The organism is Amycolatopsis ultiminotia, from assembly GCF_039536925.1.
Classification (GTDB): domain Bacteria; phylum Actinomycetota; class Actinomycetes; order Mycobacteriales; family Pseudonocardiaceae; genus Amycolatopsis; species Amycolatopsis ultiminotia.
Window position 1 is genome coordinate 790150 of the sequence record NZ_BAAAZN010000001.1, and the last position, 22925, is coordinate 813074.

General features: G+C 70.3%; 20 protein-coding genes. 13 read left to right on the plus strand and 7 right to left on the minus strand.

Features of this window, described 5'->3' with window-relative positions:
* Positions 1–247: 247 nt before the first annotated feature.
* The 5 genes from ABD793_RS03615 to ABD793_RS03635 all read left to right on the plus strand — a co-directional run bounded on the left by ABD793_RS03615 (position 248) and on the right by ABD793_RS03635 (position 6636).
* Complete coding sequence (locus ABD793_RS03615; protein ID WP_344855223.1) at positions 248–1363, plus strand: acyl-CoA dehydrogenase family protein; 1116 nt, start codon at positions 248–250, stop codon at positions 1361–1363.
* A gap of 2 nt (positions 1364–1365) precedes the next feature.
* Complete coding sequence (locus ABD793_RS03620; protein ID WP_344855225.1) at positions 1366–2580, plus strand: acyl-CoA dehydrogenase family protein; 1215 nt, start codon at positions 1366–1368, stop codon at positions 2578–2580.
* Positions 2581–2694: 114 nt separating this feature from the next.
* Entirely contained in the window at positions 2695–3837 is a 1143-nt protein-coding gene (locus tag ABD793_RS03625) for an acyl-CoA dehydrogenase family protein (RefSeq protein ID WP_344855227.1), read from the plus strand.
* A gap of 5 nt (positions 3838–3842) precedes the next feature.
* Complete coding sequence (locus ABD793_RS03630; RefSeq protein WP_344855229.1) at positions 3843–5336, plus strand: class I adenylate-forming enzyme family protein; 1494 nt, start codon at positions 3843–3845, stop codon at positions 5334–5336.
* 34 nt (positions 5337–5370) lie between these two features.
* Entirely contained in the window at positions 5371–6636 is a 1266-nt protein-coding gene (locus ABD793_RS03635; protein WP_344855231.1) for an FAS1-like dehydratase domain-containing protein, read from the plus strand.
* Positions 6637–6658: 22 nt separating this feature from the next.
* Here the strand turns inward: ABD793_RS03635 and ABD793_RS03640 are convergent, their stop codons facing one another.
* On the minus strand, positions 6659–8140 hold the full coding sequence (locus ABD793_RS03640; protein ID WP_344855233.1) for a FadR/GntR family transcriptional regulator: 1482 nt from the start codon (positions 8138–8140) through the stop codon (positions 6659–6661).
* Positions 8141–8393: 253 nt separating this feature from the next.
* Complete coding sequence (locus tag ABD793_RS03645; RefSeq protein WP_344855235.1) at positions 8394–9518, minus strand: acyl-CoA dehydrogenase family protein; 1125 nt, start codon at positions 9516–9518, stop codon at positions 8394–8396.
* Positions 9519–9660: 142 nt separating this feature from the next.
* On the opposite strand from ABD793_RS03645, the gene ABD793_RS03650 reads away from it, so the two are divergent.
* Positions 9661–10848, plus strand: a complete 1188-nt coding sequence (locus ABD793_RS03650) for an acyl-CoA dehydrogenase family protein (protein ID WP_344855236.1) — start codon at positions 9661–9663, stop codon at positions 10846–10848.
* A gap of 93 nt (positions 10849–10941) precedes the next feature.
* Here ABD793_RS03650 and ABD793_RS03655 read toward each other — a convergent pair whose 3' ends face one another.
* Complete coding sequence (locus ABD793_RS03655; protein WP_344855237.1) at positions 10942–11949, minus strand: LLM class flavin-dependent oxidoreductase; 1008 nt, start codon at positions 11947–11949, stop codon at positions 10942–10944.
* 51 nt (positions 11950–12000) lie between these two features.
* Positions 12001–12774, minus strand: coding sequence for an enoyl-CoA hydratase/isomerase family protein (locus ABD793_RS03660; protein WP_344855239.1), 774 nt, complete (start codon positions 12772–12774; stop codon positions 12001–12003).
* 62 nt (positions 12775–12836) lie between these two features.
* Here ABD793_RS03660 and ABD793_RS03665 point away from each other — a divergent pair, with 62 nt between their 5' ends.
* Positions 12837–14009 carry a thiolase family protein gene (locus ABD793_RS03665; RefSeq protein WP_344855241.1) on the plus strand — a complete coding sequence of 391 codons (1173 nt, stop codon included), beginning with the start codon at positions 12837–12839 and terminating at the stop codon, positions 14007–14009.
* A 7-nt stretch (positions 14010–14016) separates the two neighbouring features.
* Positions 14017–14781 carry an enoyl-CoA hydratase gene (locus tag ABD793_RS03670; protein ID WP_344855243.1) on the plus strand — a complete coding sequence of 255 codons (765 nt, stop codon included), beginning with the start codon at positions 14017–14019 and terminating at the stop codon, positions 14779–14781.
* A 191-nt stretch (positions 14782–14972) separates the two neighbouring features.
* On the opposite strand, the gene ABD793_RS03675 is transcribed toward ABD793_RS03670, so the two are convergent.
* Both ABD793_RS03675 and ABD793_RS03680 read right to left on the minus strand, forming a co-directional pair.
* A complete protein-coding gene (locus tag ABD793_RS03675; protein WP_344855245.1) occupies positions 14973–15833 on the minus strand; it encodes a mycofactocin-coupled SDR family oxidoreductase in 861 nt (286 codons plus the stop codon).
* Positions 15834–15870: 37 nt separating this feature from the next.
* On the minus strand, positions 15871–17343 hold the full coding sequence (locus ABD793_RS03680) for an aldehyde dehydrogenase family protein (protein WP_344855247.1): 1473 nt from the start codon (positions 17341–17343) through the stop codon (positions 15871–15873).
* A 427-nt stretch (positions 17344–17770) separates the two neighbouring features.
* Here ABD793_RS03680 and ABD793_RS03685 point away from each other — a divergent pair, with 427 nt between their 5' ends.
* The 5 genes from ABD793_RS03685 (at position 17771) to ABD793_RS03705 (ending at position 22447) form a co-directional block, all read left to right on the plus strand.
* Positions 17771–17986, plus strand: a complete 216-nt coding sequence (locus ABD793_RS03685; RefSeq protein WP_344855249.1) for a ferredoxin — start codon at positions 17771–17773, stop codon at positions 17984–17986.
* A gap of 7 nt (positions 17987–17993) precedes the next feature.
* Complete coding sequence (locus ABD793_RS03690) at positions 17994–19223, plus strand: CaiB/BaiF CoA transferase family protein (RefSeq protein WP_344855251.1); 1230 nt, start codon at positions 17994–17996, stop codon at positions 19221–19223.
* Between the two features lie 43 nt (positions 19224–19266).
* Entirely contained in the window at positions 19267–20487 is a 1221-nt protein-coding gene (locus tag ABD793_RS03695; protein ID WP_344855253.1) for a cytochrome P450, read from the plus strand.
* A gap of 206 nt (positions 20488–20693) precedes the next feature.
* Positions 20694–21614, plus strand: coding sequence for a dihydropteroate synthase (gene folP / locus ABD793_RS03700; RefSeq protein ID WP_344855255.1), 921 nt, complete (start codon positions 20694–20696; stop codon positions 21612–21614).
* 29 nt (positions 21615–21643) lie between these two features.
* Positions 21644–22447: a mycofactocin-coupled SDR family oxidoreductase gene (locus tag ABD793_RS03705; RefSeq protein WP_344855258.1), complete on the plus strand. Its 804-nt coding sequence runs from the start codon at positions 21644–21646 to the stop codon at positions 22445–22447.
* Between the two features lie 38 nt (positions 22448–22485).
* Here ABD793_RS03705 and ABD793_RS03710 read toward each other — a convergent pair whose 3' ends face one another.
* A complete protein-coding gene (locus ABD793_RS03710; RefSeq protein WP_344855260.1) occupies positions 22486–22908 on the minus strand; it encodes a MarR family winged helix-turn-helix transcriptional regulator in 423 nt (140 codons plus the stop codon).
* Positions 22909–22925 lie beyond the last annotated feature (17 nt).

Below are 22925 nucleotides of genomic sequence, written 5' to 3' on the forward strand. Positions count from 1 at the left end.
GCGTACTCCGCGATCCCGGAGCGAACCGCGTCCGGTGCCGAAGCAATCGTGGTCGATCAGTGGCCCGGCAAGGGTCTCTGGGTCGAGGATCTGGCGGTTCGAGTTCCGTGCCGCACCCGGTGCCGCGCGGTGAGCCGTTCGGAAGTCATCCGGAGGTCGCCGGGAATGCCGGCCTATGAAGTATACTCAATTCACCTTCTCGTCCGGGAAACCGGCGAGACGTTCGGCACCTGTGGAGGAGCAGTCCGTGACCCTCACGTTCACCGAGGAACAGGAGGAGCTGCGCGCGTCGGTGCGCCGCTTCCTGGCCGAGAAGTCGCCGAGCGCTGCCGTGCGGCGCTGGATGGAGTCCGAAGAGGGGCATGATCCGGCGGTCTGGGCGCAGATGGCGGGCCAGCTCGAGTTGCCGGGGCTGGCGTTTCCGGAGGAGTACGGCGGATCCGGCGGAGGGCCGGTGGAGCTGGGGATCGTGCTGGCGGAGATGGGGCGGGCGCTGGTGCCGTCGCCGTTCTTCGCCACGGTCGCGCTGGCCGGCCAGGCGCTCGTCGTCAGCGGGGATGACGCGGCGAAGGCCCGCTGGCTTCCCGGCATCGCCGACGGCTCGGTGACCGCAACGCTGGCGGTGGCCGGGGAAAGCGGGTCGTGGCGGCTGGAAGACGTTGCGGCCACCGCGGAGCAGCGCGACGGCCGGTGGCTCGTGACCGGTACGAAGATGTTCGTCGTCGACGGTGCCACGGCGGATCTGCTGCTGGTCGTGGCGCGCACCGAGGAGGGGCCGGGGTTGTTCGCCGTGGCGGCCGGTGCCGCCGGAATGCAGCGCACCGGGCTCGAGACGCTCGATCTGACGCGACGGCTCGCCCGGATCGATCTCGATGCAGTGGTGGGCACGCGCATCGGGCCCGGCGGGGATGCCACCGGCTACCTGCGCACCGTGCTCGATCTTGCGGTCGTGGCGCTGGCCGCCGAGCAGGTCGGGGGTACCCAGGCGTGCCTGGACTCCGCAGTGGAGTACGCGAAGACGCGGGTGCAGTTCGACCGGCCGATCGGTTCGTTCCAGGCGATCAAGCACAAGTGTGCCGACGTATTGCTGGCTCTCGAGGGGGCGCGTTCGGCGGCTTATCATGCCGCCTCGGTCGCCGCGGACGGGACCGACGAGCTGGCGGTGTCCGCGGCGCTGGCCGGATCCTACTGCGCCGAGGCCTACACCCATGCGGCGAAGGAAAACCTGCAGATCCACGGTGGTATCGGCTACACGTGGGAGCACGATGCGCACCTGTATCTCAAGCGCGCCAAGTCCTCCGAGCAGTTGTTCGGCGCCCCGGCGTCGCATCGGGCGCGGCTGGCCGACCTGGTGGGGATCTGACGGTGCCGGGCACATCGCGGACAAGCACGGTAAAGCCGGGCAGCGCGCCGGAAACCGACGAGGAGTTCCGGGTGCGGTTGCGGGCGTTCCTGGAGGAGAACCACCCCGGCCGGCCGCCCGGCGACGCTGCCGACCGGTTGGCGTGGCAGAAGGCATGGCTGGCCACGGTGTTCGACGCCGGATACGCCGGTCCGGGGTGGCCGAGCGAATACGGGGGGATGAACCTGGACTTCGCCAGGCAGGTGATCTACCAGGAGGAGTACGCCCGTGCCAGGGTGCCGGGCCCGCTGGGCACCGGTCTCGGTATCGCGGCCCCCACGATCATCGAGTACGGCACGGCGGAGCAGAAGGAACGCTTGCTGCCTCCGATGTTGCGCGGCGATTCGGTGTGGGCGCAGGGGTACTCGGAGCCGGGAGCGGGTTCCGATCTGCAGGCCCTGCGCGCGACAGCGCGCCGCGACGGGGACGAGTACGTGGTCAACGGCCAGAAGGTGTGGAACAGCTCGGCCGATATCGCCGACATCATCTTCACGCTGGTGCGTACCGGCACACCGCAGTCGCGGCAGCGGGGGATCAGTTACCTGCTCGTCGACGCCCGCGCGCCGGGTGTCACGGTGCGCCCGCTGCGCGATCTGACCGGTGGCACGCAGTTCTGCGAGATCTTCTTCGACGAGGTGCGGGTACCGGTGGCCGATCGGATCGGCGAGGAGAACGGCGGATGGCCGCTGGTGCGCACCAGCCTTGGTCATGAGCGTGCGGCCGGGGCGATGAACCAGGCCGCACGGTACCGGCGGGTGCTCGACGAGCTGGTCGAGCTGGCGCACCGGCGGGGTGCCACCGCCGATCCGCTGGTGCGTGATCGGCTCGCGGACTTCGAGGCGCGGGTGCGGATCCTGCGCTACACCGGGATGCGCACGATCGCCGACATCATGGCCAAGGGTGAGCCGGGTCCGGCCTCGTCGGTGTCGCGGCTGTTCATCGTGACCTTCGAGCAGGATCTGCACGAGTTCGCCATGGACCTGTTGGGGGCCTGCGGGATGCTCGGGCGGCAGGACCCGCATGCCGTACAGCGGGGCCGCTGGGTGTGGGGGTTCCTGCGCACCCGGGCGTCGACGATCGGGGCGGGTACCGCGGAGATCCAGCGCAACACGATCGGTGAGCAGGTGCTCGGGCTGCCGCGCGATCCGGCGATGCCCGAGCTAGATGGCTCGGTATGAGTGACCTTAATTAGGAAATACCTGCACGACTTATGCCCGAGATAGCTAAGAACGGTCTAAAGAGAGATTATTTAGTGTACTCTGTTGCAAAATGCAGGTGATGAGGGAGTCGATGTGAGGGTCCGGACGGGTGAGACCGGGGTGGCGGGTATCGGCACTGCGGCCGCCGAGCTCAGGGCGTACCTGGAGTCGGTCGTTCCCGCATACCGCGCCGAATGGGGTGACGGCCGATCGTTCGTGGCCGCGCTCGCCTGGCAGCGACTGCTCGCCGACGGCGGATGGGCGGCGCCGTCCTGGCCGGTCTGGGCCGGCGGGCGCGGGCTGGAGGTTGTCGACCGCGTGCAGTGCGACGCCGAACTCGCCCGCGTCGACGCGCCGATGCCTGCAGGCGTGCTGGGGCTCAACAACGTGGGCCCGGCGCTGATCCTCTTCGGCGACACCGGGCAACGCGAGTCGCTGCCACGGATCCTGCGCGGGGAAGAGATCTGGTGTCAGGGCTTCAGCGAGCCGGAGGCCGGCAGCGACCTGGCCGGACTGCGCACCCGTGCCGAGCTCGTCGGTGACGACGGTGCCGCGGGCTTCGTCGTGAACGGCCAGAAGGTGTGGACCTCCGCCGGTATGCAGGGCACCCATCTGATGCTGCTCGTGCGCACCGATCCGGCCGCGCCGAAGCACCGGGGCATCTCCGTGCTGCTGGTGCCGATGGACTCCGCTGGCATCGAGCGCAGGCCGCTGCGCCAGATCACCGGGGAATCGGAATTCGCCGAGGTCTTCTTCACCGACGTGCAGGTGCCCCGCACGGCGCTGCTCGGCCCGCTGCACGGCGGATGGCGCGTCACCATGGCGACGCTGGGGTACGAGCGGTCCGGGGTGCTCTCGCTGGCTGCCGGGCTGCAGCGTGAGGTGGAGCGCCTCGTGCCCGGTCTGCGCGTGTCCGATCCGTTGCTGCGCGAGGAGATCCTGCGCCGGTGGATGGACGCTCGCCTGACCGGGCTGCTCGGGGCACGGGCGCTCGCCGCGCTCGGCGAGGGCGGGAAGCCGGGGGCGGCCCAGTCGGTCATCAAGGCGGCGTGGAGCCGGACCACAGCCGAGCTGGGGGAGACGTTGCTGCGGGTGCAGGGCGCCGACGGCCTGCTGGCCGGCAACCCGGCCGCGCAGCGCTTCCTGCGCAGCCGCTCGTCGACGATCGCGGCCGGTACGACCGAGATCATGAAGAACCTCCTTGCCGAGCAGGTGCTCGGCCTGCCGAAGGGTTGATCGGAGTGGGAATTCGGGATCGCTTGAGCCTGCTGCTGCGGGATGTGCCGGCTGCTGCCGAGGCGATCGAGCACGACGGCGCGTGGTGGACCTGGGGCGAGGTGCAGGCCACTGCGCGCGCCGTCTCCGGGCATCTCGATGCTGCGGGCCTCGGCGTCGGCGCACGGGTCGGGGTGGTGCTCGAGAACCGGCCCGCACACGTGTCGGTCGCCGCCGCGGTGCTCGCTTCCCGGCGCTGCCTGGTGACGCTCAGCCCGCTCCAGCCCGCGGAACGGCTTGCGGCGGACATCGAGCGCACCGGCGTGCCGGTCGTCGTCGCGGACGCCGAGGTGCTCGCCCGGGAGGGCGTGGCCGGGGCCGCGAATGCGCGTGGTCTCGTCCTGCAGCTCGGCCGCGACGGCCAGGTGCGTACCGCAGGCGGCAAGATCTCCCCGGACTCGGTTGTGACCAGCCCCGGCATCGCGGTGGAGATGCTGACCTCCGGCACGACGGGCCCTCCGAAGCGCGTGCACCTGAGCACTGCCCAGCTGGACCAGGGACTCGTTGCGGGTGGTCAGGTTCCGAAAGCGGATCAGCTGTTGAGCCGGTCGGCCTCGATCGTCCACTCGCCGCTCGTGCACATCAGCGGGCTGTGGGGGGCCTTGGCCTGCCTGTACACCGGCCGCCGGATGATCCTGATGCCCAAGTTCGCGCTGGAGTCGTGGGTCGGTGCCGTCGAACGCCATCGGCTGCGCGTCGCGAGTCTCATGCCGGCCGCGTTGCGGACGGTCCTCGAAGCGGACGTCCCGGGGGAGCGGCTCGCGAGCCTCCAGGTGGTCACGTCCGGCACCGCGCCCTGCCCCGCGGAGCTCGCGGACGCGTTCTTCGGCAAGTACGGGATCCGGGTGCTGACGACCTACGGTGCGACAGAGTTCGCCGGTGCGGTGGCGGGATGGACACTGCCGCTGCACGAGAGGTGGTGGCACGCCAAGGCCGGCAGCGCCGGCCGGGCGTTCCCCGGGGCGGAGCTGCGGGTCACCGGGGCGGACGGCGAGGAGGTGCCCCCGGGCACGAGCGGCCGCTTGGAGGTGCGCACCGGCCAGGCGGCGGAGGGCAGCGGCACCTGGACGCGCACGAGCGACCTCGCCCGCATCGACACCGACGGCTTCGTGTGGATCGAGGGGCGTGCCGACGACGTGATCATTCGCGGCGGATTCAAGGTGGCGCCCGAAACCGTCAAACGTGCGCTGGAGACGCATCCGGCGGTCCGTGAGGCGGCCGTCGCCGGACTGCCCGACGAGCGGCTGGGTGCGGTTCCGGTGGCGGCGGTCGAGGTCGAGCCGGGGCAGCAGGCACCGTCGGTGGCCGAGCTCATTGCGCTGTGCCGGGAACACCTGACGCCCTACGAGGTCCCGGTGCACATCGTCGCGCTCGACGAGCTGCCGCGCACGCCGTCCAACAAGGTCAGCCGCGTCGAGCTGATCGACGTCGTCCGGGCCGGGTTCGCCGAGAAGGCGTAGCGGGCCCGGCCCGGCACCAGGAGGAGATTCTGCGATGACGAGCACCGAGCGGACGGGTAACGAGCAGCAGCGCGCGGAGACCTTCGGGCTGCTGACCGACGAGGCGATCGAACGCTCCCGCCGTCGCCTCGGCATCCCGAAACCCCAGCACAGCTCGCCGCACAACTACGAGGTCACGTGGGACGGCGTGCGGCACTTCGCCTTCGGTTACGGCGACGACAACCCGCTCTACTGCGATCCGGATTATGCGCTGGGCACGCGGTGGGGCGCACTGGTGGCGCCACCGACGTTTCTCTACACGATGGGCGAGGATGCCGCTCCGGAACCGGATCCGGAGGCGAAAGCGCTGCTGCGGGGCGACCCGTTCGCCGGGCTGGGGTCCTACCAGGCGGTGATGGAGTTCGAGTGGTGGCGGCCGCTGCGGTTGGGGGATCGCTGCCGGATGCTGCAGGCTCAGGTGGGCGTGCAGGCCAAGCGCAGCAGCTTCGGCGGCCGCACCGCGCACGTCACCAACGGCTTCCTCTACGCCAACGGCCGCGGTGAGATGCACGCAGTGCGCCGGGGTACCTGGATCAACGCAGAACGGCACACGTCGAAGAAGCGCGCGAGGGAGAAGCTCCGACAAGAGCCGTACCGGCCGGAGGAGATCGCCGGGATCGAGGCGGCCTACGCAGCGGAGAGCCGTCGCGGAGCCGAACCACGCCACTTCGAGGACGTCGAAATCGGCGAGGAGCTGCCGCCGAAGGTCAAGGGACCGCTGACCACCACCGACGTGGTGGTGTGGCACTTGGGGTGGGGAATGCAGCTCACTCCGCCCGGCGCGTTCAAGATCGCTGCGGACATCCGGCGGAAGGCCCCCGGGCTCTACCCGCCGAACGCGCTGAACATCCCGGACACGGTGCAACGGCTGCACTGGGAGCCGGCACGTGCCCAGGAGCTGGGGCTGCCCAACGCCTACGACTACGGTGGCATGCGCGAGACCTGGCTGTGCCACCTGCTGACCGACTGGGCCGGTGACGAGGGATGGCTGTGGAAGCTGCGGTGCGAGCACCGCAAGTTCAACTATCTGGGCGACACGACCTGGGTGCGCGGCCGCGTCGTGGGCAAAGCCCGGGAAGGCGGCCGCAATGAGGTGCACATCGAGCTGCGGTGCGAGAACCAGCGCGGCGAGGTGACGAGCCCGGCCACGGCGGTGGTTCTCCTGCCCACGCGCCGAAACCCGGTCACGCTTCCCGAACCCCCCGCCCCCGGCCTGGACGGCATGGTCGCCCACGAACTGACCCGCCACCGGGCGGACTGAGCCGCGCCGTCCGGGAAACGGCCTACTGGTGCCACCAGGGGGTCAAGGCATCCAGATGGCGGCGCATGCGGTGCCGCGCCACACCGCTGTCGCCGGCGAGGACGGCGTCGAGGATGCGCTGATGGACGTGCTGCACCTCGTGCATCGCCTCGTCGCCGGGCAGCTGCCGATCCTGTCCGGCGGCGTGGCGGCGGAAGAGTTCGGTGAGGATGCTGAGCAACAGCGACAGCACCCGGCTGCCCGCGAGATCGGCCAGCTCGGCGTGGAAGAGGTCGGACTTGCGTGGTTCGCCGGCGGGTGCCTCGGTGGCCCATCGGACGGCGTGACCGAGCCGCAGCGCGACGTTCGGATCGCCGTCGAGGTGCCGCTGCGTGACACGGGCGACGGTTTCGAGCTCGATCGCGTCGCGGACGATCCGCAGGTCCTCGGCGGTGACCTGCTGGTACTCCAGGAACAGCGCCATCGTGTCGATGGTCGCCTGCGGATCCGGCTCCGAGACGATCAGCCCCCCGCCGGGGCCGCGGCGCATCCTGGCGACGGAGTGGTACTCCAGCAGCCGCACCGCCTCCCGCAGCACGGCCCTGCTGATGTCGTACCGGTCGAGCAGGTAGGACTCCGATCCGAGCAACGAGCCGACCGGCCAGCCCTGCGCGGTGATCTCGTCGTGGATGCGGGCGGCGACGACCTCGGCGAGCTTCGCCTTCGGCGCCGAGGCCAGCTCGGGTTCGATGGCCCGGCCCACGACGCGGTGGGTCCGGCGCACCCGGTGCGTCTCGATCCAGTCCGCAATGGACCCGAGGTGCTCGGCGAGGCCGGTCTGGGCGCGTGCGCGATCGCCCGCGGTGATGGCATCGACGATCCGCTGGTGCTCCTCGTGCGAGTGCTCCTTCGCGGCACGGGTCTCCGCCCTCGACAGACGTCGCGAGGTGTTGGCGTAGCGGGCGGTGAGCCGGGTCAGCATGTCGATGAACAGGTGCAGCACCGGGTTGCCCGACAGGCTGCCGAGCACCGGGTGGAGGAGATCCTGCGACCGGACGCTCGTGTCGTCGAGGTGCGGGACCTCTGCCTCGAGCGTGGCACGCAGCGAGCCGATGCCGTGCTCGGTGATCGACTCGGCGGCGAGATCCGCGGCGATGGGCTCCAGCAGCAGCCGTGCCTCCATCAGTTCGGCGGCGCTGGTGCCGATGTACTCCATGTAGATAACCATCGCCCTGGTCGCCGGACCGGCGTCGGGGGCGCAGACGAACAGGCCGCCGTTGGGGCCGCGCCGCATCCGGGCGACCTGGTGATGCTCGACGAGCCGCACCGCTTCGCGCAGGACCGAGCGGCTGACGCCGAACCGCTCGCGCAGATCGGGTTCGGAGCCGAGTGACTCACCGATCGGCCAGCCTCGATGCATCACCTCGGCCTCGATGCGGTTCGCGACCTGCGAGGCCAACTTGCCCGCGAGGGCGGCCGAATTCGGCTCGCTCTCGTCCGGCTCGACGTCGACGGCAGTCGCCATGTGCGGCCAGCTCCTCAGAAGGTCGTAGCGGATCCTCAGTCTAATCCGTTGGCGGGCCAGTGCCCCGCGTGACGTGCGAGAGCGTGGTCCTGGGCCGATTTCGGGTCACTGTACCGGGCGCTTCTGCCGGTGCGGCCGAACCTGTGTATCGACGGCCGGTCGCACGCGGACACCGCGGAACAGGTCGGTCGTGAGCTGATCGAGGTCGAGTACGCGAGTCGTCCGCACGTCCTGGCTCCGGTTCCGCTTGTCTTCAGTACGCCGTGCGGGTGGTCTGGACCAGCGTGCACAGACGGTCGCGGTGCTGGGCGGTGTCCCCGTAGAGAACGCCGTCGACCTTCGCCCGGCGCAGGTAAAGGTGCAGATCGTGTTCCCAGGTGAAGCCGATGCCGCCGTGCAGCTGCAGCGACTCGCCCGCCACCTCGCCCGTCGCGGCGCTGGCGTAGGAAACGGCGACGCAGGCGGCACGCGCAGCGTCCGCAGCGCCCGCGTCGGCGGCCATCGCCGCGTAGTAGGCGGCTGCGCGAGTGCCGTGCACGAGCATCGCCATCGTGGCGCACTTCTGTTTGACGGCCTGGAAAGAGCCGATCGGACGACCGAACTGGACGCGCACCGTCACGTGGTTCACGGTGCGCCCGAGCAGGTGGTCCATCACGCCGAGTGCCTCGGCCGACAGCAGCACCGACGCGTCGTCGAGCAGGCGCTGAACGTCGGGGACGCCGCCGTCGAGGCGACGGGCGAGGGGAACGCGGACGCCGTCGAGGCGAACCTCGTAGAAGGTGCGGGTCAGGTCGAGGACCTGCTGGCGGCGGACGCGGACGCCGGGCGCGGCACGATCGACGAGGAACGATGCCGGTGCCCCGTCGAACCGGGCTGTGACGAGCAGCCAGCGGGCGTTCCCGGCACCCTCGACGGCGGTCTTGATCCCGTCGAGGACTGCGGTGTCGCCGTCGGGCCGGGCGGTGGCGTGGACGCCGTCGGTCGTCCAGGGTGCGCCAGGCTCGGCGAATGCCCAGCTCGCCCATGCGGTGCCGGCGGCGAGTGCGGGCAGCACCTCGGCCTGCAGCTCTGCCGAGCCGCCACGGGCGACAGCCCGGCCCACGAGCACGGTCGGGATGAACGGCACGCGCGCCCCCGCACGGCCGATCTCCTCGGCCACGAGCGCGAGCTCGATCAGGCCTTGTCCGGCGCCGCCGTGCACCTCGGGCAGTGCGATGCCCGGCCATCCGAGATCGCAGGCAAATCCCCAGAGCGCTGCGTCGACGTCCTCGTCGCGGTCCAGCTGCGCCCGCACGACGTCGTGCGGCGAGTGGTCGGAAAGCAGGTCGCGCGACGCCTCGCGCAGCATCGTCTGCTCGTCGCTGAGTTCGAAGTCCACCGATCACCGCCCGGATCTGTCGTGGTGGGGCACAGGGAAACTGATCGATAAGAAGTATACTCTATTGACGGTCAGCGGTGGCTGCCCGGAATCCGGCGGCGACCCCCACCGTGTGCAAGGTGCGATACGAGGAGCGGCAACGATGCGGATGGAGTCCACCCCGGAGCTGGCGGCGTTCCGCAAGAAGGTGCGGGCATTCGTCGCCGAGCACGCCCCCGGGCGGAAGCTGCACACGGGAGTCCGGGCGCCGGATCCCGGGCTGATGCCGGCGATCCGGGCATGGACCGCGAAGCTGTACGAGGCGGGCTTCCTCGGAATCGACTGGCCCGAGGAGTACGGGGGCCGCCCTGACGCACACCCGCTGGAGCCGTCGATCGTCGTCGAGGAGATCACCCGCGCCGGCACCTGGCCCCCGATCGGCGCGGCCGCACTGGCCTCGGCCGCGGTGCTCCAGTTCGGTACCGAGCAGCAGCGTGCCCGGTACCTGCCCCGCATCCGCAGGTGCGAGGACGTGTGGTGCCAGCTGTTCAGCGAACCGGGTGCCGGCAGTGACCTCGCGGCGCTGCAGACCAGGGCGCGGCGCGAGGGCGAGGTGTTCGTCGTCGACGGCCAGAAGGTGTGGACCACGAACGGCCAGCATGCCGACATGGGGTATCTGCTCGCGCGCACCGACCCCGATGCACCCCGGCACAAGGGGATCACCGCGTTCGCGCTCGATCTGCGCACGCCCGGCGTCGAGGTCCGGCCGCTGCGCGAGATCACCGGCAGCACGGACTTCAACGAGGTGTTCCTCGACGGCGTCCGCATCCCGGCAGCCGACGTGATCGGGGAGATCGACGGCGGGTGGCGGGTGGCGATGAGCAGCCTCGGCCACGAGCGCACGGCGGTGGCCGGGCACGGCGTCGAACTGGTTGCCGCGCTCGAGAGCCTGCTGGAGCTCGCCGGTCGCACGGCGATCGGAGGGCGGCCCGCCCTTGGGGACTCCGCCACCCGGCAGGCGATCGGCGAACTCGCCACGCGGGTCGGCGTCAACACGGCGATGGTGGGTCTCGCGCAGTCCCGGATGCTGCACCACACCGAAGCACCCGCCGACGCGCCGATGGGCAAGATCTTCTTCTCCGAGGTGAACCACGACCTCGCGGCGCTCGGTGTCCGGCTGCAGGGAACCGACGGGATCCTGACCGAGGGCGATCCGGCGGTGGCCGCGCAGGGCTGGTGGCAAGACGCCGACCTCTACTCCCGGGCGTACACCATCGCAGGCGGCGCCAACGAGGTGCTCCGCAACCAGATCGCCGAACGCGGCCTCGGGCTTCCGCGCGAGCCGCGCTGATCGATCGGCGCCGGCCCGATCCGTCTCCGGCGGGCGGGACGGCGGCGGACAGTCCCGCCCGCCGGCCGGGGAGCGGGACCTGCTGGATCGGGGTCAGGTATGCGCGGGCAGCGCGTCGAGGAGACCGAGGCTGGCGCGGGCGTAGGCGGCGCGGCGCTGGCGTCGTACGAGGTAGCTGGGGGGTGCGAAGTAGCCGACGTCGCGGGGGAGGGCGTCGGCGCGGCGGGCGAGTTGCTGCTTGGCCTCGGCGGTGGTGCCGCAGATCGCGATCTCGGTGAGCATGTCGTCGGTGACCGCGGCGGCCATGGCATCCGGGTCGTTGTCGCGGAACGCCGCGCGCAGCCGCGCGGCGGGGCCTTCCCAGCCGTGATGGGCGATGAACGGGTCGTAGGTTTTCACGGTGAGGTAGAAGGCGATCATCCGGCGGGCTTCGGCAATAGCCCGCTCCGGGGCGGTGTCGTCGACGGCGGTGATGATCCAGCCCTGTTCGGTGGGCCGTCCGGCCCGGTTGTTCTCGGCGGCTCCCTTTTCGACCGCTGGGCGCACGACCCGGTTCCACCAGGAGGCGGTGAACAGGCCGTGGCCGATGACCCCATCGGCGGTGCGGCCGGCGGTGGTGGCCATGCCTTTGTTGAACGCGGCGAGCAGTACCGGGACCTCGATGCGGCCGAGCACCGGGGCCCGGACCCGGGCGTCGACGGTGTGGAACCGGCCGGAGTACTGGATCTTCTCGCCGTTCTCGGCGTGCAGCCAGGCGCGCACCAGGTCGACGGTTTCGGCGATGCGGGCGGCGGGATGTTCGGCGGGCACGCCGAACCAGTCGCGGTTGATGCGGAACGCCGCGGTGCCCAGTCCGAGGAACAACCGGCCGGGGGCCTTGGTGTGCAGGTGGCGGATCGCGGTGGCGTGGGCGTAGGGAGTGCGGGCGAAGGCGTAGGCGATCGCGGTGCCGATCAGGGCGCGTTCGGTGCCGGCAACGGCTTCGGCCAGCGTCAGATAGGCGTCGTGGTCGACGAAGTCTCCGGTGCAGAACGCGCCGGCGCCGGCCTGTTCGGCCTCGGCGGCCACCTCGGCACCGGGCCATGGCATCCCGAACAGCATCCGGACCTCCTCGGCTGGGGCAGTTGAATTGAGAGCACTCTAATTGGCGGACTAGCGGAGTGTCCACGTCCGGCGGGGTACCGAGCCGCGGTCGATTTCGGCCTGCCCGACGGGGTTGCCGAGCAGGGTGTAGGACAGGCCGGTGTGCAGCGCCTGGGTCCGCGTCGAGTCCAGCGACTCCCAGATGGCGCGGACGGTGCCCTGGATCGCGGCCGGCGGCTTCGCCGCGATGAGGCCGGCGAGCTCGGCGGCGCGCGGCCACAACCGCGAGCGCGGCAGTATTTCGCTCACCAGGCCGATCTGCAACGCGCGCTCCGGGGACATGCGCTCGTCGAGTCCGAGCAGCGCGATCCGCAGGGCCTCGCCGAGCGGGACGCGGCGGGCGAGGCCGATCGGCTCCAGCGCCGCGGTCATGCCGTAGCTGACGTGCGGGTCGAAGAACGTGGCGTCGTCGGAGCAGATGACGATGTCGGACTCGTTGATCCAGTAGAAGGCGCCGCCTGCGGCCATCCCGTGTACCGCGCACACCACCGGCTTCCAGACCCGGTTGAGCTTGGGCGAAAGCTGTTCGCCGGGATCGGATCGGGTCCAGACGTTCGGATGCCGGTCGATGCCCTCCTTGACGTCGACCCCGGTGCAGAACGCCCGCTCGCCCGCGGCCCGCAGCACCACGACGTGCACGTCGTCGTCCGATTTGACCGTCGCCCAGATCTGGGCGAAGTCGTCAAGAGTTGCCTGATTGAAGCTGTTCATCACCTCGGGGCGGTTCAGCGTGATCGTCGCGACGTGCTCGGCGACCTCGTAGCGAACGGTCTTCAGGTTCATCGAGTACTCCAGGCGGGAGACGGCACTTCTCTGCGGCGCCCGATTAGAGTACAACGAATTACATGAGCGAAGCCGTCCTGCTGTCCGCCTGCCGTACCGCCATCGGAACCGCGCGCAAGGGAACCCTCCGCGACACGAGTGCGTTCGACCTCGCGACCCTGGTGGTGCGGGAGTCCGTCCGGCGCTCGGGCCTGCAGCCCGAGGAGATCGACGATGTCGTGCTCGGTGAATCGCTCGCCGGCGGCGGAGACATCGCCCGCTACGCGGCGATCGAGGCGGGTCTCGCGCACGTCCCCGGCCTGGCGAACAACCGGCACTGCGCCTCGGGGCTCGCCTCCGTCGCGACAGCGGCCGGAAGCGTACGGGCCGGGATGGACCGGGCAGTCGTCGCCGGGGGCACGCAGTCCACCTCGACCGCTCCGCAGGCGCGGCGGCGCATCCCGGGCACGGACGACTGGCAGGATCCCTGGTCCTCCCCGTCGCACGTGCCCACTCCGGAGGCCCCCAACCAGGACATGTCCATCCTCGTCGGGTGGAACACCGCGCGGCTGGCCGGTATCTCCCGCGCGGAGATGGACGCCTGGGCGCTGCGTTCCCACGAGCGGGCCGTGCGCGCCATCGACGACGGTGTGTTCGTCGACGAGATCGTCCCGGTCAAGGTCACCGGCCGGGGCGGTGCGGTGTCGATGTTCGAGGTCGACGAGCACCCGCGCCGGGACACGAGCATGGAAAGGCTGGCCGGGCTGAAGGTGCTTCATCCGGAGATCGAGGGCTTCAGCATCACGGCGGGCAACGCCAGCGGTGTCAACGACGCGGCCGCCGCGGTCGTCGTCGCCAGTGCCGGCCTGGCCGCCGATCACGGACTCTCCCCACTGGCGACGATCCGGTCCTGGGCGAGCGTCGGGGTCGACCCGGTAAAGACCGGGTTCGCGCCGATCAGCGCGATCGGCAAGGCGCTCGACCGCGCCGGGCTCGGGATCGGCGACGTCGATCTCTTCGAGATCAACGAGGCCTTCGCGGCGGTTGCCGTCGCCACCACCCGCGAGCTCGGACTCGACCCCGAGCGGGTCAACACGGTCGGCAGCGGCTGCAGCCTCGGCCATCCGATCGCCACCACCGGTACCCGGATGGTCAGCACGCTCGCCCACCAGCTGCGCAGGCGCGGGGGCGGCACCGCGGTCGCGGCGATGTGCGCCGGTGGCGGGATGGGCGCCGCGATTGTGCTCACCGCATGATCCGCCGGTGATCGACGATCCGGCCGTTGACGGCCTCGGCTCCGATCGGTCCGACGGGGTTGTCTGGCTGACCCTGGAACGCCCGGAGGCGCGCAATGCACTGACGATCGCGATGCGGCGCGGTCTGATCGCCGCGATGCAGGCTGCGGACGTCGGTCCCGGGACCCGGGTCGTCGTGCTCACCGGCACCGACCCGGCCTTCTCCGCGGGCATCGACCTCAAGGAGTCGCTCGGGGACGGCACGGGCTCGGTACGGGGCGCCCGCACGAACCCCGCCGAAGTGTTCCGGGCGTGTACAACGCCGGTCATCGGCGCGATCAACGGCCTGTGCTACACGGGAGCGCTCGAGCTGGCACTGTCGTGCGACTTCCTCATCGCGTCGGAGCGTGCGTGCTTCGCCGATACTCATGCTGCCGTCGGAATGCTGGCAGGCTGGGGGATGTCCGCACTGCTGCCCCGGGCGGTCGGCGCGCGGCTGGCCCGCCAGATGATGCTGACCGGCGCGGCGATCGACGCCGACCAGGCACTTCGCGCCGGTCTGGTCAACGAGGTGGTGCCACACGAGCAGCTGAGGGGGCGGGTGCGGCGGATCGTCGACGAGATCCGCGTCGCGTCACCTGCCTCTGTCGCCGCGACGCGCGACCTGCCGGCCGTGGGCGAGGGAGCCACCCTCGCCCACGCACTCGGGTTGGAGGCCATGGCGAAACTGCGCTTCCGCACCGACCCGGCCGACGTCGCACGCCGTTTCGCGGCCCGGATCAGCAGGAGATGACCTCGGCGGACCGGTGCCGGAACCGGGACTTCAGCCGGCTCATGTCGTTCGAGGTCAGGTTCGGGCGTTCTCGACTGTGTGGCGTTGCAGCCAGCCGAAAAGGTGGCCAAGGAGTTTGGTGAGCGTGCGGCGAAGCGAACGCAGCGTCCCTTGACCGACCTTCTGCGGCCGGCTTGCCACACCGGCGGACTTCAGAACGGGGGCTGCTGTGGGCGGCGCCGGACGTAGCCGCCCGCGTCGACCCGCAGCTGCATCCCCGTGACGTAGCGGGATTCGTCCGACACCAGGAACAGTACGGCGTCGGCGACATCGCGCGGCTGGACGTAGGGAACTCCCATCGCGCTCATCACCGGGAAGGCCGGGAGGGCGTCCGCACGCGTCGGGTTGTCCAGGTCCGGCCGGAACTGCCGGTACATCAGGTCGCTGTTGAGCATGTCCGTATCGCAGTTGGTGGGATGTACCGCGTTCGCCCGGCTCTTCCGCGGGGCGAGCACGAGCGCGAGGTCGTTGACGAACGCGGCGACCGAGCGCTTGGCCAGTGAGTAGCCGAGTCCGCCGAACCCGTTGTTCGGATTGTCGGTGGAGCCGGCGACCAGTGCGGCGAGCGACCCCGTTGCGACCACCGACCCGCCGTCGGCCAGATGCGGCAGTGCCGCGTCGACGGCGTTCACCACGCCGTTGAAGTCCACTGTCACAGCGTCGAGAAAGGCCTGCGCGTCCTGTGTTCCGAGCGGGCAGATTCCGGCCTGCGCAACGACTGCGTCCAACCGGCCGAGCTCCGAGACGCCATCGGCGACCGCCGCCTTGAGCGCGGCCGGATCGCGGACGTCGGCCGTGCGAGCGACGATCCGCCGATCGAGCTTCTCGACCTCGCGCACCGTTTCCTCGAGGTCCTCGGGTCCGGCGAGCGGGTAGGCGTTGGTCGCGATGTCGGTGCAGATGTCGACCGCGATGATGTCCGCGCCCTCCTCCGCCAACCTGATCGCATGCGCCCGGCCCTGTCCGCGGGCCGCCCCGGTGATGAACACGACCTTGTCCTGCACCCGGCCCATCCGGGCCTCCTTTCGATCTTTCGATGATGTGCCTTGCTCAGCCGTTCGGGACGCCCCAGGTGACGGTCTTGGTCTGGAGGAATTCGTCGAGCCCGTGCTCACCCCACTCGCGGCCGAGCCCGCTCTGCTTGTAGCCACCGAACGCCGCGTGCGGACTGAGCCCGCCACCACCGCCGTTCACCGTGACGAGCCCGGCGCGGATCTGCTTGGCGATGTCGTAGGCCCGCACCGGGTCCTTCGCCCAGACGGCCGCGGCCAGGCCGTAGGGGCTGTCGTTGGCGATCCGCACGGCCTGTGCGTCGTCGTCGAACGGGATGACCACGCCGACCGGACCGAAGAACTCGGTGCGCGCGATCGTCATCGAGTTGGTGACCTCGGTGAAGAGCGTGGGCTCGACGAAGAAACCCTTGTCCAGCCCGGCAGGCCGGCCGCCACCGAACCTGATCCGGCCGCCCTCCTCCTCGCCGGTGCGGACCAGCTTCTCCACCTTGGCCCGCTGCGCCTCGCTGATGAGCGGACCCATCGTCGTGCCTGCCACGGCGGGATCGCCGACCGTGACGCGGGCAAGGCCGGCGAGCGCCTTCTCCACGAGTTCGGCGTAGCGGGACCGGTGCACGAGAGTGCGGGTGAGCAGTGAGCAGCCCTGCCCGGCGTGCACGGTGATACCCCGCAGCACGTCGGTCACCGCGAGGTCGACGTTCGCGTCGTCGCAGATGACGTTGGCCGATTTTCCGCCGAGTTCGAGCACAACCTTCTTCAGGGTGGGCGCCGCCTGGCTGTAGACCATCCTGCCCACGGTGTCCGAACCGGTGAAGCTCACGAGATCCACCATCGGATTGCTCGTGAGCTCCTGCCCGGCGCCGACGTCGCCGGTGACGACGTTGAGCACACCGGGCGGGAGCTCCGCCTCGTGCGCGAACTCGGCGATAAGGAACGCCTCGAGCGGGGTGGTGGGGGCGGGTTTGAGCACGGCGGTGCAGCCGGCGGCGAGCGCGGGCGCGAGTTTCATGATGCTCAGGAAGAACGGGAAGTTGTAGGCCGAGATCAACCCGACGACACCGAACGGCTCGCGCCGGAGCACGCCCTGGCCGATGCCGGCACCGACGTAGGGCATGATCGGCTTCTCCCAGGCGAAGTTCGAGACCACCCGCTCGGCCATGTCGCGGAAGTGCCGCAACGGAATGCCCACCTGGACGGACTCCGCCATCGCCGGCACCGAACCCGCCTCGGCGATGTTCAGCGCGACGATCTCGGCCATCCGCCGCTCCATCACCTCGGCCATCCGCAGCATCGCCTTCGCCCGGTCCTGGGGAGACATCCGGGGCCACGGCCCCTCGTCGAACGCCCAGCGCGCGGCCTCGATCGCACGGACCACGTCACCCCGCGTAGCCTGCGGCACCAGGCCGATGACCGCCTCCGTCGCCGGGTTCACCACCTCGAGCCTGCTGGTGCTCTCGCCGTCGGTCCAGCTGCCGCCGATGTAGAGCCGGTAGGACAAGTCCTCGGTCACTGGGTGGTCCTCCTGGGGTCCGGGCGCGACGTCGGGCCGCGGAAGCTGCTACGTCGAGCATAGGGTCCGGTTTCCTATTTGGGTAGCCTATATTGGTGCCGCGATGCTTCGTTCGGATAGCTGGGTTGTCGTCTCCGGTGGCCGGTGAACTGTTCCCGGGCAAGGCAATTGATGGCTCGTCTGCAGTTGTGCGCCGCCGGGGCGGCCGTCCGGTTCACCCCTTCGGGTACACGTAATTGAGGTTGCAATGACAGTCGGGTGCGGAATCCTCCGAGTGTTCGCGAGAGTGGTGGCGCACCCGCGGCGTGCAGAGCCCGGAGCCGGTTCCGGCGATGGTGTCCTTTGCAGCTTCGGCTAATCAGGATACTGTTAAGGGGCAGGCTGCCGAAGGCAGTGGCGCGACACCGCCGGAAGAGGTGATGGGTCGATGAGGATCATGGTCGACACGAACAAGTGCTCTGGGCACGCGCGGTGCGCCGCGCTCGCTCCGCACGTCTACGCGCTCGACGATCAGGGCTACGCGGTGCCGTTCGACGGCGAGGTTGCACCCGAGGACGAGAAGGCCGCCGTAGCCGGCGTGCATGCTTGCCCCGAGCGCGCCATCACCGCCGACCGCCGGTCGTCGGCATCGGCGGGGAGGTAGGCCGGGGATGTACCGACCGATGGAGGGCGTGCGCGTCCTGGAGGTCGCCCAGTTCACCTTCGTCCCGGCGGCGGGTGCGGTGCTTGCCGACTGGGGCGCCGACGTGATCAAGATCGAGCATGCGGAGCGGGGCGACGCGCAGCGCGGTCTCGTGCGGGTCCTCGGGCTGGAACTCGGGGACAGCTCGTCGTTCTTCCCGATCATGGAAGGCCCGAACCGCGGCAAGCGCAGCGTCGGCCTCGCGCTGGAGAAGCCCTCCGCGCGGTCGGTGTTCGAGGAGCTGGTCCGCTCGAGTGACGTCTTCCTCACGAACTTCCTGCCCGATGCGCGGGCCCGGCTGAAGATCGACGTCGAGGACGTGCGCGCGATCAACCCGGACATCATCTACGTCCGGGGGAGCGGGTACGGCGCGCGTGGTCCCGAGGCGGGCAAGGGCGGCTACGACAGCACGGCGTTCTGGGCTCGCGGCGGCAGCGCGGCCGGGGTGACCCCGGCGGGATCGGACCGGATGATGCGGATGCCCTCGGGTGCCTACGGGGACTCGATGGGCGGGATGACGATCGCCGGCGGTATTGCGGCGGCGTTGTACTCGCGCAAGACCACCGGTGAGCCGTCCGTGGTGGACGTCTCGCTGCTCGGGGTGGGGGCCTGGGTCACCCAGTTCTCGGTGAACCTGGCGTTGATGGCCGACGGGCCGCTCCCGGTCAGGGAACCGCCCAAACACGGTTCGGCGGCCAATCCGCTGATCGGCACCTACCGCACGGCCGACGGCCGGTGGCTCGAGCTCGCGATGCTCCAGCCGGGGCGGTACTGGGCGGAGTTCTGCGAACGGGCCGGCCGCGCCGATCTGGTCACCGACGACCGGTTCGACACGGTCGACAAGCTGATGACGAACGCAGCCGAGGCGGCCGAGCTCGTCGCGCAGATCATCGAGCAGCGGCCGTTCGCCGAGTGGGCCGAGCTGCTCGGGGGTGGCGAGGGGCAGTGGGGCGCGGTGCAGAACTCGTGGGAGGTCGGCCAGGATCCGGCCTTGCGCGCGAACGGGCTCATCGCAGGTGTGGTCGACACCGACGGCGTCGAACGGGAACTGGTGGCGAACCCGGTGCAGTTCGACGAGACCCCGGTGACGATCCGCCGGGCGCCCCAGTTCGCCGAACACACCGACGAGGTGCTGCGCGAGTTCGGCTTGACCGACGAGGAGCTCATCCAGCTCAAGATCGACGGTGCCGCAACGTGAGCCGGCCCGTGACGACTGTGAGCGTGTTCGAGGAGGAGTCGTGATGACCGAGACCACCGCCGAGTCGGCGCCGACCGCGGGCGGATGCCCTATCGTGGACCATGTGCTGCGGCCCCCGGCGGTACCCGCGCTGATGCACTTCGCCCGGATGGACGGCTACCAGGACACCGCTACCCCCGCCGTCCGCACCGAAGAGGCAGGCGGCTACTGGATCTTCACCGATCAGGAGACCATTCTCGACGGGTTGCAGCAGCCGGACCTGTGGAGCAGCTCGGTCATCGTCCCGACCGAGTCGAATCCGGCATACCGGTGGATCCCGGCGATGCTCGACCCGCCACAGCACACCAAGTGGCGCCGGTTGCTCGGCGGCTACCTTTCGCCGGGGCGGACGAAGGCGATGCGGTCCGGCCAGCATCGGCTCGCCCGCCGGTTGGTCGAGGACCTCCGGGCGAAGGGTGAGTGCGACTTCGTCACGGAATTCGCCCGGATCTTCCCGTCGACGATCTTCCTCGGGATCATGGGCATGCCCCCGGAGAAGCTGCCCGAGTTCCTGGAGTGGGAGGACATGATCCTGCACCAGGACGACACGCAGGACCCCGACGGAGCGATCCGGATGGCCGGGATGAAGGCCGTGCAGCAGTATTTCGCGGAGCTCATCGCCGAACGCCGCGCGAATCCCGAGCCCGACGCCACCGACATCGTCAGTGCCGCGGTGCAGTGGTCGATCGACGGCGTGCCGGTGACGGATGCCGACGTGCTGAACTGTCTCCTGCTGTTGTTCATGGCGGGCCTGGACACGGTGGCGAGCCAGTCGTCCTACGCCATGTTGCACCTCGCGACCCACCCCGCCGACCGAAAGCGGGTCGTCGACGATCCGGCACTGATCCCGCACGCCGTGGAGGAGCTGCTCCGCACTTACCCGATCGTGCAAACCGCGCGGAAGGCCACCCGCGACGCGGATTTCCACGGCTGCCCGGTGAAGGAGGGCGACATGGCGGCGTTCCCGCTGGCGGCCGCAGGCCGGGACGTGGCCGCCTATCCGAACGCCCGCACCGTCGACCTCGACCGGACGACGACCCGGCACCTGTCCTTCGGGGCGGGCCCGCACCGGTGCCTCGGTTCGCACCTCGCCCGTCAGGAGCTCGCCATCGTCCTCGAGGAATGGCACCGGCTGATCCCCGGCTACGAGCTGGGCGGGTCCCCCGTCGAGCATGCCGGCGGAGTGTGGGGCCTGGATTCCCTGCCGCTGCGCTGGCACGCCTGACGGCGCAGGCCACGGACGACGGAGCCGCGGTGAGCCAGAACCGGCGGCGCGGCACGCGACCTCCGGCGGGCTCCTCCTCGACCCGGACGCGGAAGGGCCAGGACGCTGCTCGCCGTCGGGCGCTGCGGCGGTGCCGGTTCGGATCGCCGACTTTCTTCGGCAGGTGCGTCTGCATCAGCCCGACAGATCCACAAAGGAGGGTCACTATGCCGGCGTTGAGACGGCGTCGCCGTTTTGAGCTGCGGGCGGTCGACCGGACTCTTTCCCTCGGCGACGCACCGCTCGTGATGGGGGTGGTGAACGCGTCGCCCGAATCGTTCTCCGACGGCGGCAGCGTCGGCGATGTCGGCAGGCAGCTGGAACGGGCCGCCGGATTGCTGGCGGAAGGGGCGGACATCCTGGACGTCGGCGGGGAGTCGGCGGTGACCAACGAAGCCGCCATCCCGGTCGCCGTGGAGATCGATCGTGTCGTTCCACTGGTGCGGCGCATTGTCGACGAGCTCGGCGCGGTCGTGTCGGTGGACACCTACAAACCGGAGGTGGCAGCGGCGGCGATCGCGGCAGGCGCAGTGATCGTCAACGACGTCAGCGGGTTGCGTGACGTGGGGCTCGCGGATGTGTGCGCCCGCACCAGGGCTGCCTTGGTGCTGATGCACACTCGGGCCGCGCCGAAACAACGGCTGCAGGACCCGCGGCGATACCCGGATGTGGTCGGCGATGTCGTGCACTTCTTGAACCTGCGGATGCGCACAGCCCTCGAGCGCGGCGTTGCGGTGGATTCGCTGATCGTGGATCCCGGTCCCGACTTCGCGAAGACACCGGCGCAGACCATCGGGCTGCTGCGGCGGATCGATGATGTGCACGCATTGGGCCGGCCATTGCTGATCGCGGTGTCGCGCAAGGACTTCGTGGGCGCGTTGACCGGACGGCGGCCGAGCCGGCGCCTGGCGGGCACGCTTGCTGCGCTCGGCCACTGCCTCGACGCGGGCGGACATATCCTGCGGGTGCACGACGTCGGCGCGGTGCGGGACTTCCTGACGGTCCGGGCGGCTTTGGGCGGCGAGCTCGACATCGAGCCCGATCTGGTGCTCGACGAGGCGCTGCGGCACGAGCGGGCCTGGTCATGACGACGAGCGAAATGAGCGGGAGGTGCGAGATGGATCGCGCAGCGGGCAAGGTCGTGTTGGTCACCGGCGCCGGCCGGGGCATGGGCCGCAGCCATGCGCTGCGGCTTGCCGAGGAGGGTGCGGACCTGATCCTCGTCGACGTCTGCGCGGCCGTGGACGGCATCGAGTACCCGATGAGCAGCAAGGAGGATCTCGACAAAACCGCGAAGGCCGTGCAGGCGCTCGGACGGCGGGTGGTCGCCCGGGTCGCGGACGTCCGGGACGCCGAGCGGTTGCGGGATGTGGTCGCCGAGGGGGCGGGCGAACTCGGCGGGCTGGACGCGGCGGTCGCCAACGCCGGCGTGCTCACCTCCGGCACCTGGGACAGCACCACCGCTGCGGACTGGCGGACGGTCGTGGACGTGAACCTGATCGGCGCCTGGAACACCTGCGCCGCAGCGATACCGCACCTGCTCGGCCGCGGCGGCGGCAGCCTGGTGAACATCAGCTCGGCGGCGGGGGTCAAGGGAAATCCGCTGACCCTGCCCTACACGGCCTCGAAGCACGGCATCGTCGGGCTGAGCCTCGCGCTCGCCAACGAGCTCGCGGCGCAGTCGATCCGCGTCAACACCGTCCACCCGACCGGTGTACCCACCGGGCTCCGGGCACCCGGTCTGCACGAGCTGCTGGCCGGCTCGCACGCCGGTCTCGGGGCGCTCTACCAGAACGCGATGCCGGTCGAGGCGGTCGAGGAGATCGACGTGAGCAATGCGGTGCTCTACCTCGTCTCGGACGAGTCCCGCTACGTCACCGGCACCCAGCTGAAGGTCGACGCGGGCGTGACGATCCGATGACGGCGGAGCCGGGCTGACCGGACCGCCCGCGGCCCGGCTCAGAGCGGGGCGAGTGCTTTCGCCAGAAAGCGGTGCAGCTGGCGCTGTTCTGCATCGTCGAGGACGCTCAGCGGGGATCGCGCGGTCACCAGTGTGAGCAGCCGGTTGCGGACGTCGGCGCCCTTTTCGGTGAGGACCAGGGTGCGGACTCGTCCGTCGCGGGGATGCGGGCGGCGTTCGGCGAGGCCCTTCTCCTCGAGCTGGGTGGAGAGCAAGGTGACATTGGACGGATCACAGCGCAGCTGCACCGCGAGTTTGCGCAGTGGTACCGGATCGACCGCGGGGTCGACGAGCCAGATCAGGTTGGCCAGCGTCTCGGTGAGATCGAGCGCCTCCAGACCGTCCCGCATGATTCCCGCGACCCGCCCGGACAAGCTCATCACTTGATCCAGCAACTCCGCCGCCAGCTTGTTCGACGCCATGCGACCGATTCTCCCAC

What these genes read in the sequence shown, in the direction of transcription:
- ABD793_RS03635 (WP_344855231.1), top strand. Translation starts at nt 5,371, where the DNA reads ATGACGAGCACCGAGCGGACGGGTAACGAGCAGCAGCGCGCGGAGACC.
- ABD793_RS03640 (WP_344855233.1), bottom strand. Translation starts at nt 8,140, where the DNA reads ATGGCGACTGCCGTCGACGTCGAGCCGGACGAGAGCGAGCCGAATTCG.
- ABD793_RS03650 (WP_344855236.1), top strand. Translation starts at nt 9,661, where the DNA reads ATGCGGATGGAGTCCACCCCGGAGCTGGCGGCGTTCCGCAAGAAGGTG.
- ABD793_RS03655 (WP_344855237.1), bottom strand. Translation starts at nt 11,949, where the DNA reads ATGCTGTTCGGGATGCCATGGCCCGGTGCCGAGGTGGCCGCCGAGGCC.
- ABD793_RS03660 (WP_344855239.1), bottom strand. Translation starts at nt 12,774, where the DNA reads ATGAACCTGAAGACCGTTCGCTACGAGGTCGCCGAGCACGTCGCGACG.
- ABD793_RS03665 (WP_344855241.1), top strand. Translation starts at nt 12,837, where the DNA reads ATGAGCGAAGCCGTCCTGCTGTCCGCCTGCCGTACCGCCATCGGAACC.
- ABD793_RS03675 (WP_344855245.1), bottom strand. Translation starts at nt 15,833, where the DNA reads ATGGGCCGGGTGCAGGACAAGGTCGTGTTCATCACCGGGGCGGCCCGC.
- ABD793_RS03685 (WP_344855249.1), top strand. Translation starts at nt 17,771, where the DNA reads ATGAGGATCATGGTCGACACGAACAAGTGCTCTGGGCACGCGCGGTGC.
- ABD793_RS03690 (WP_344855251.1), top strand. Translation starts at nt 17,994, where the DNA reads ATGTACCGACCGATGGAGGGCGTGCGCGTCCTGGAGGTCGCCCAGTTC.
- ABD793_RS03695 (WP_344855253.1), top strand. Translation starts at nt 19,267, where the DNA reads ATGACCGAGACCACCGCCGAGTCGGCGCCGACCGCGGGCGGATGCCCT.
- folP (WP_344855255.1), top strand. Translation starts at nt 20,694, where the DNA reads ATGCCGGCGTTGAGACGGCGTCGCCGTTTTGAGCTGCGGGCGGTCGAC.
- ABD793_RS03705 (WP_344855258.1), top strand. Translation starts at nt 21,644, where the DNA reads ATGGATCGCGCAGCGGGCAAGGTCGTGTTGGTCACCGGCGCCGGCCGG.
- ABD793_RS03710 (WP_344855260.1), bottom strand. Translation starts at nt 22,908, where the DNA reads ATGGCGTCGAACAAGCTGGCGGCGGAGTTGCTGGATCAAGTGATGAGC.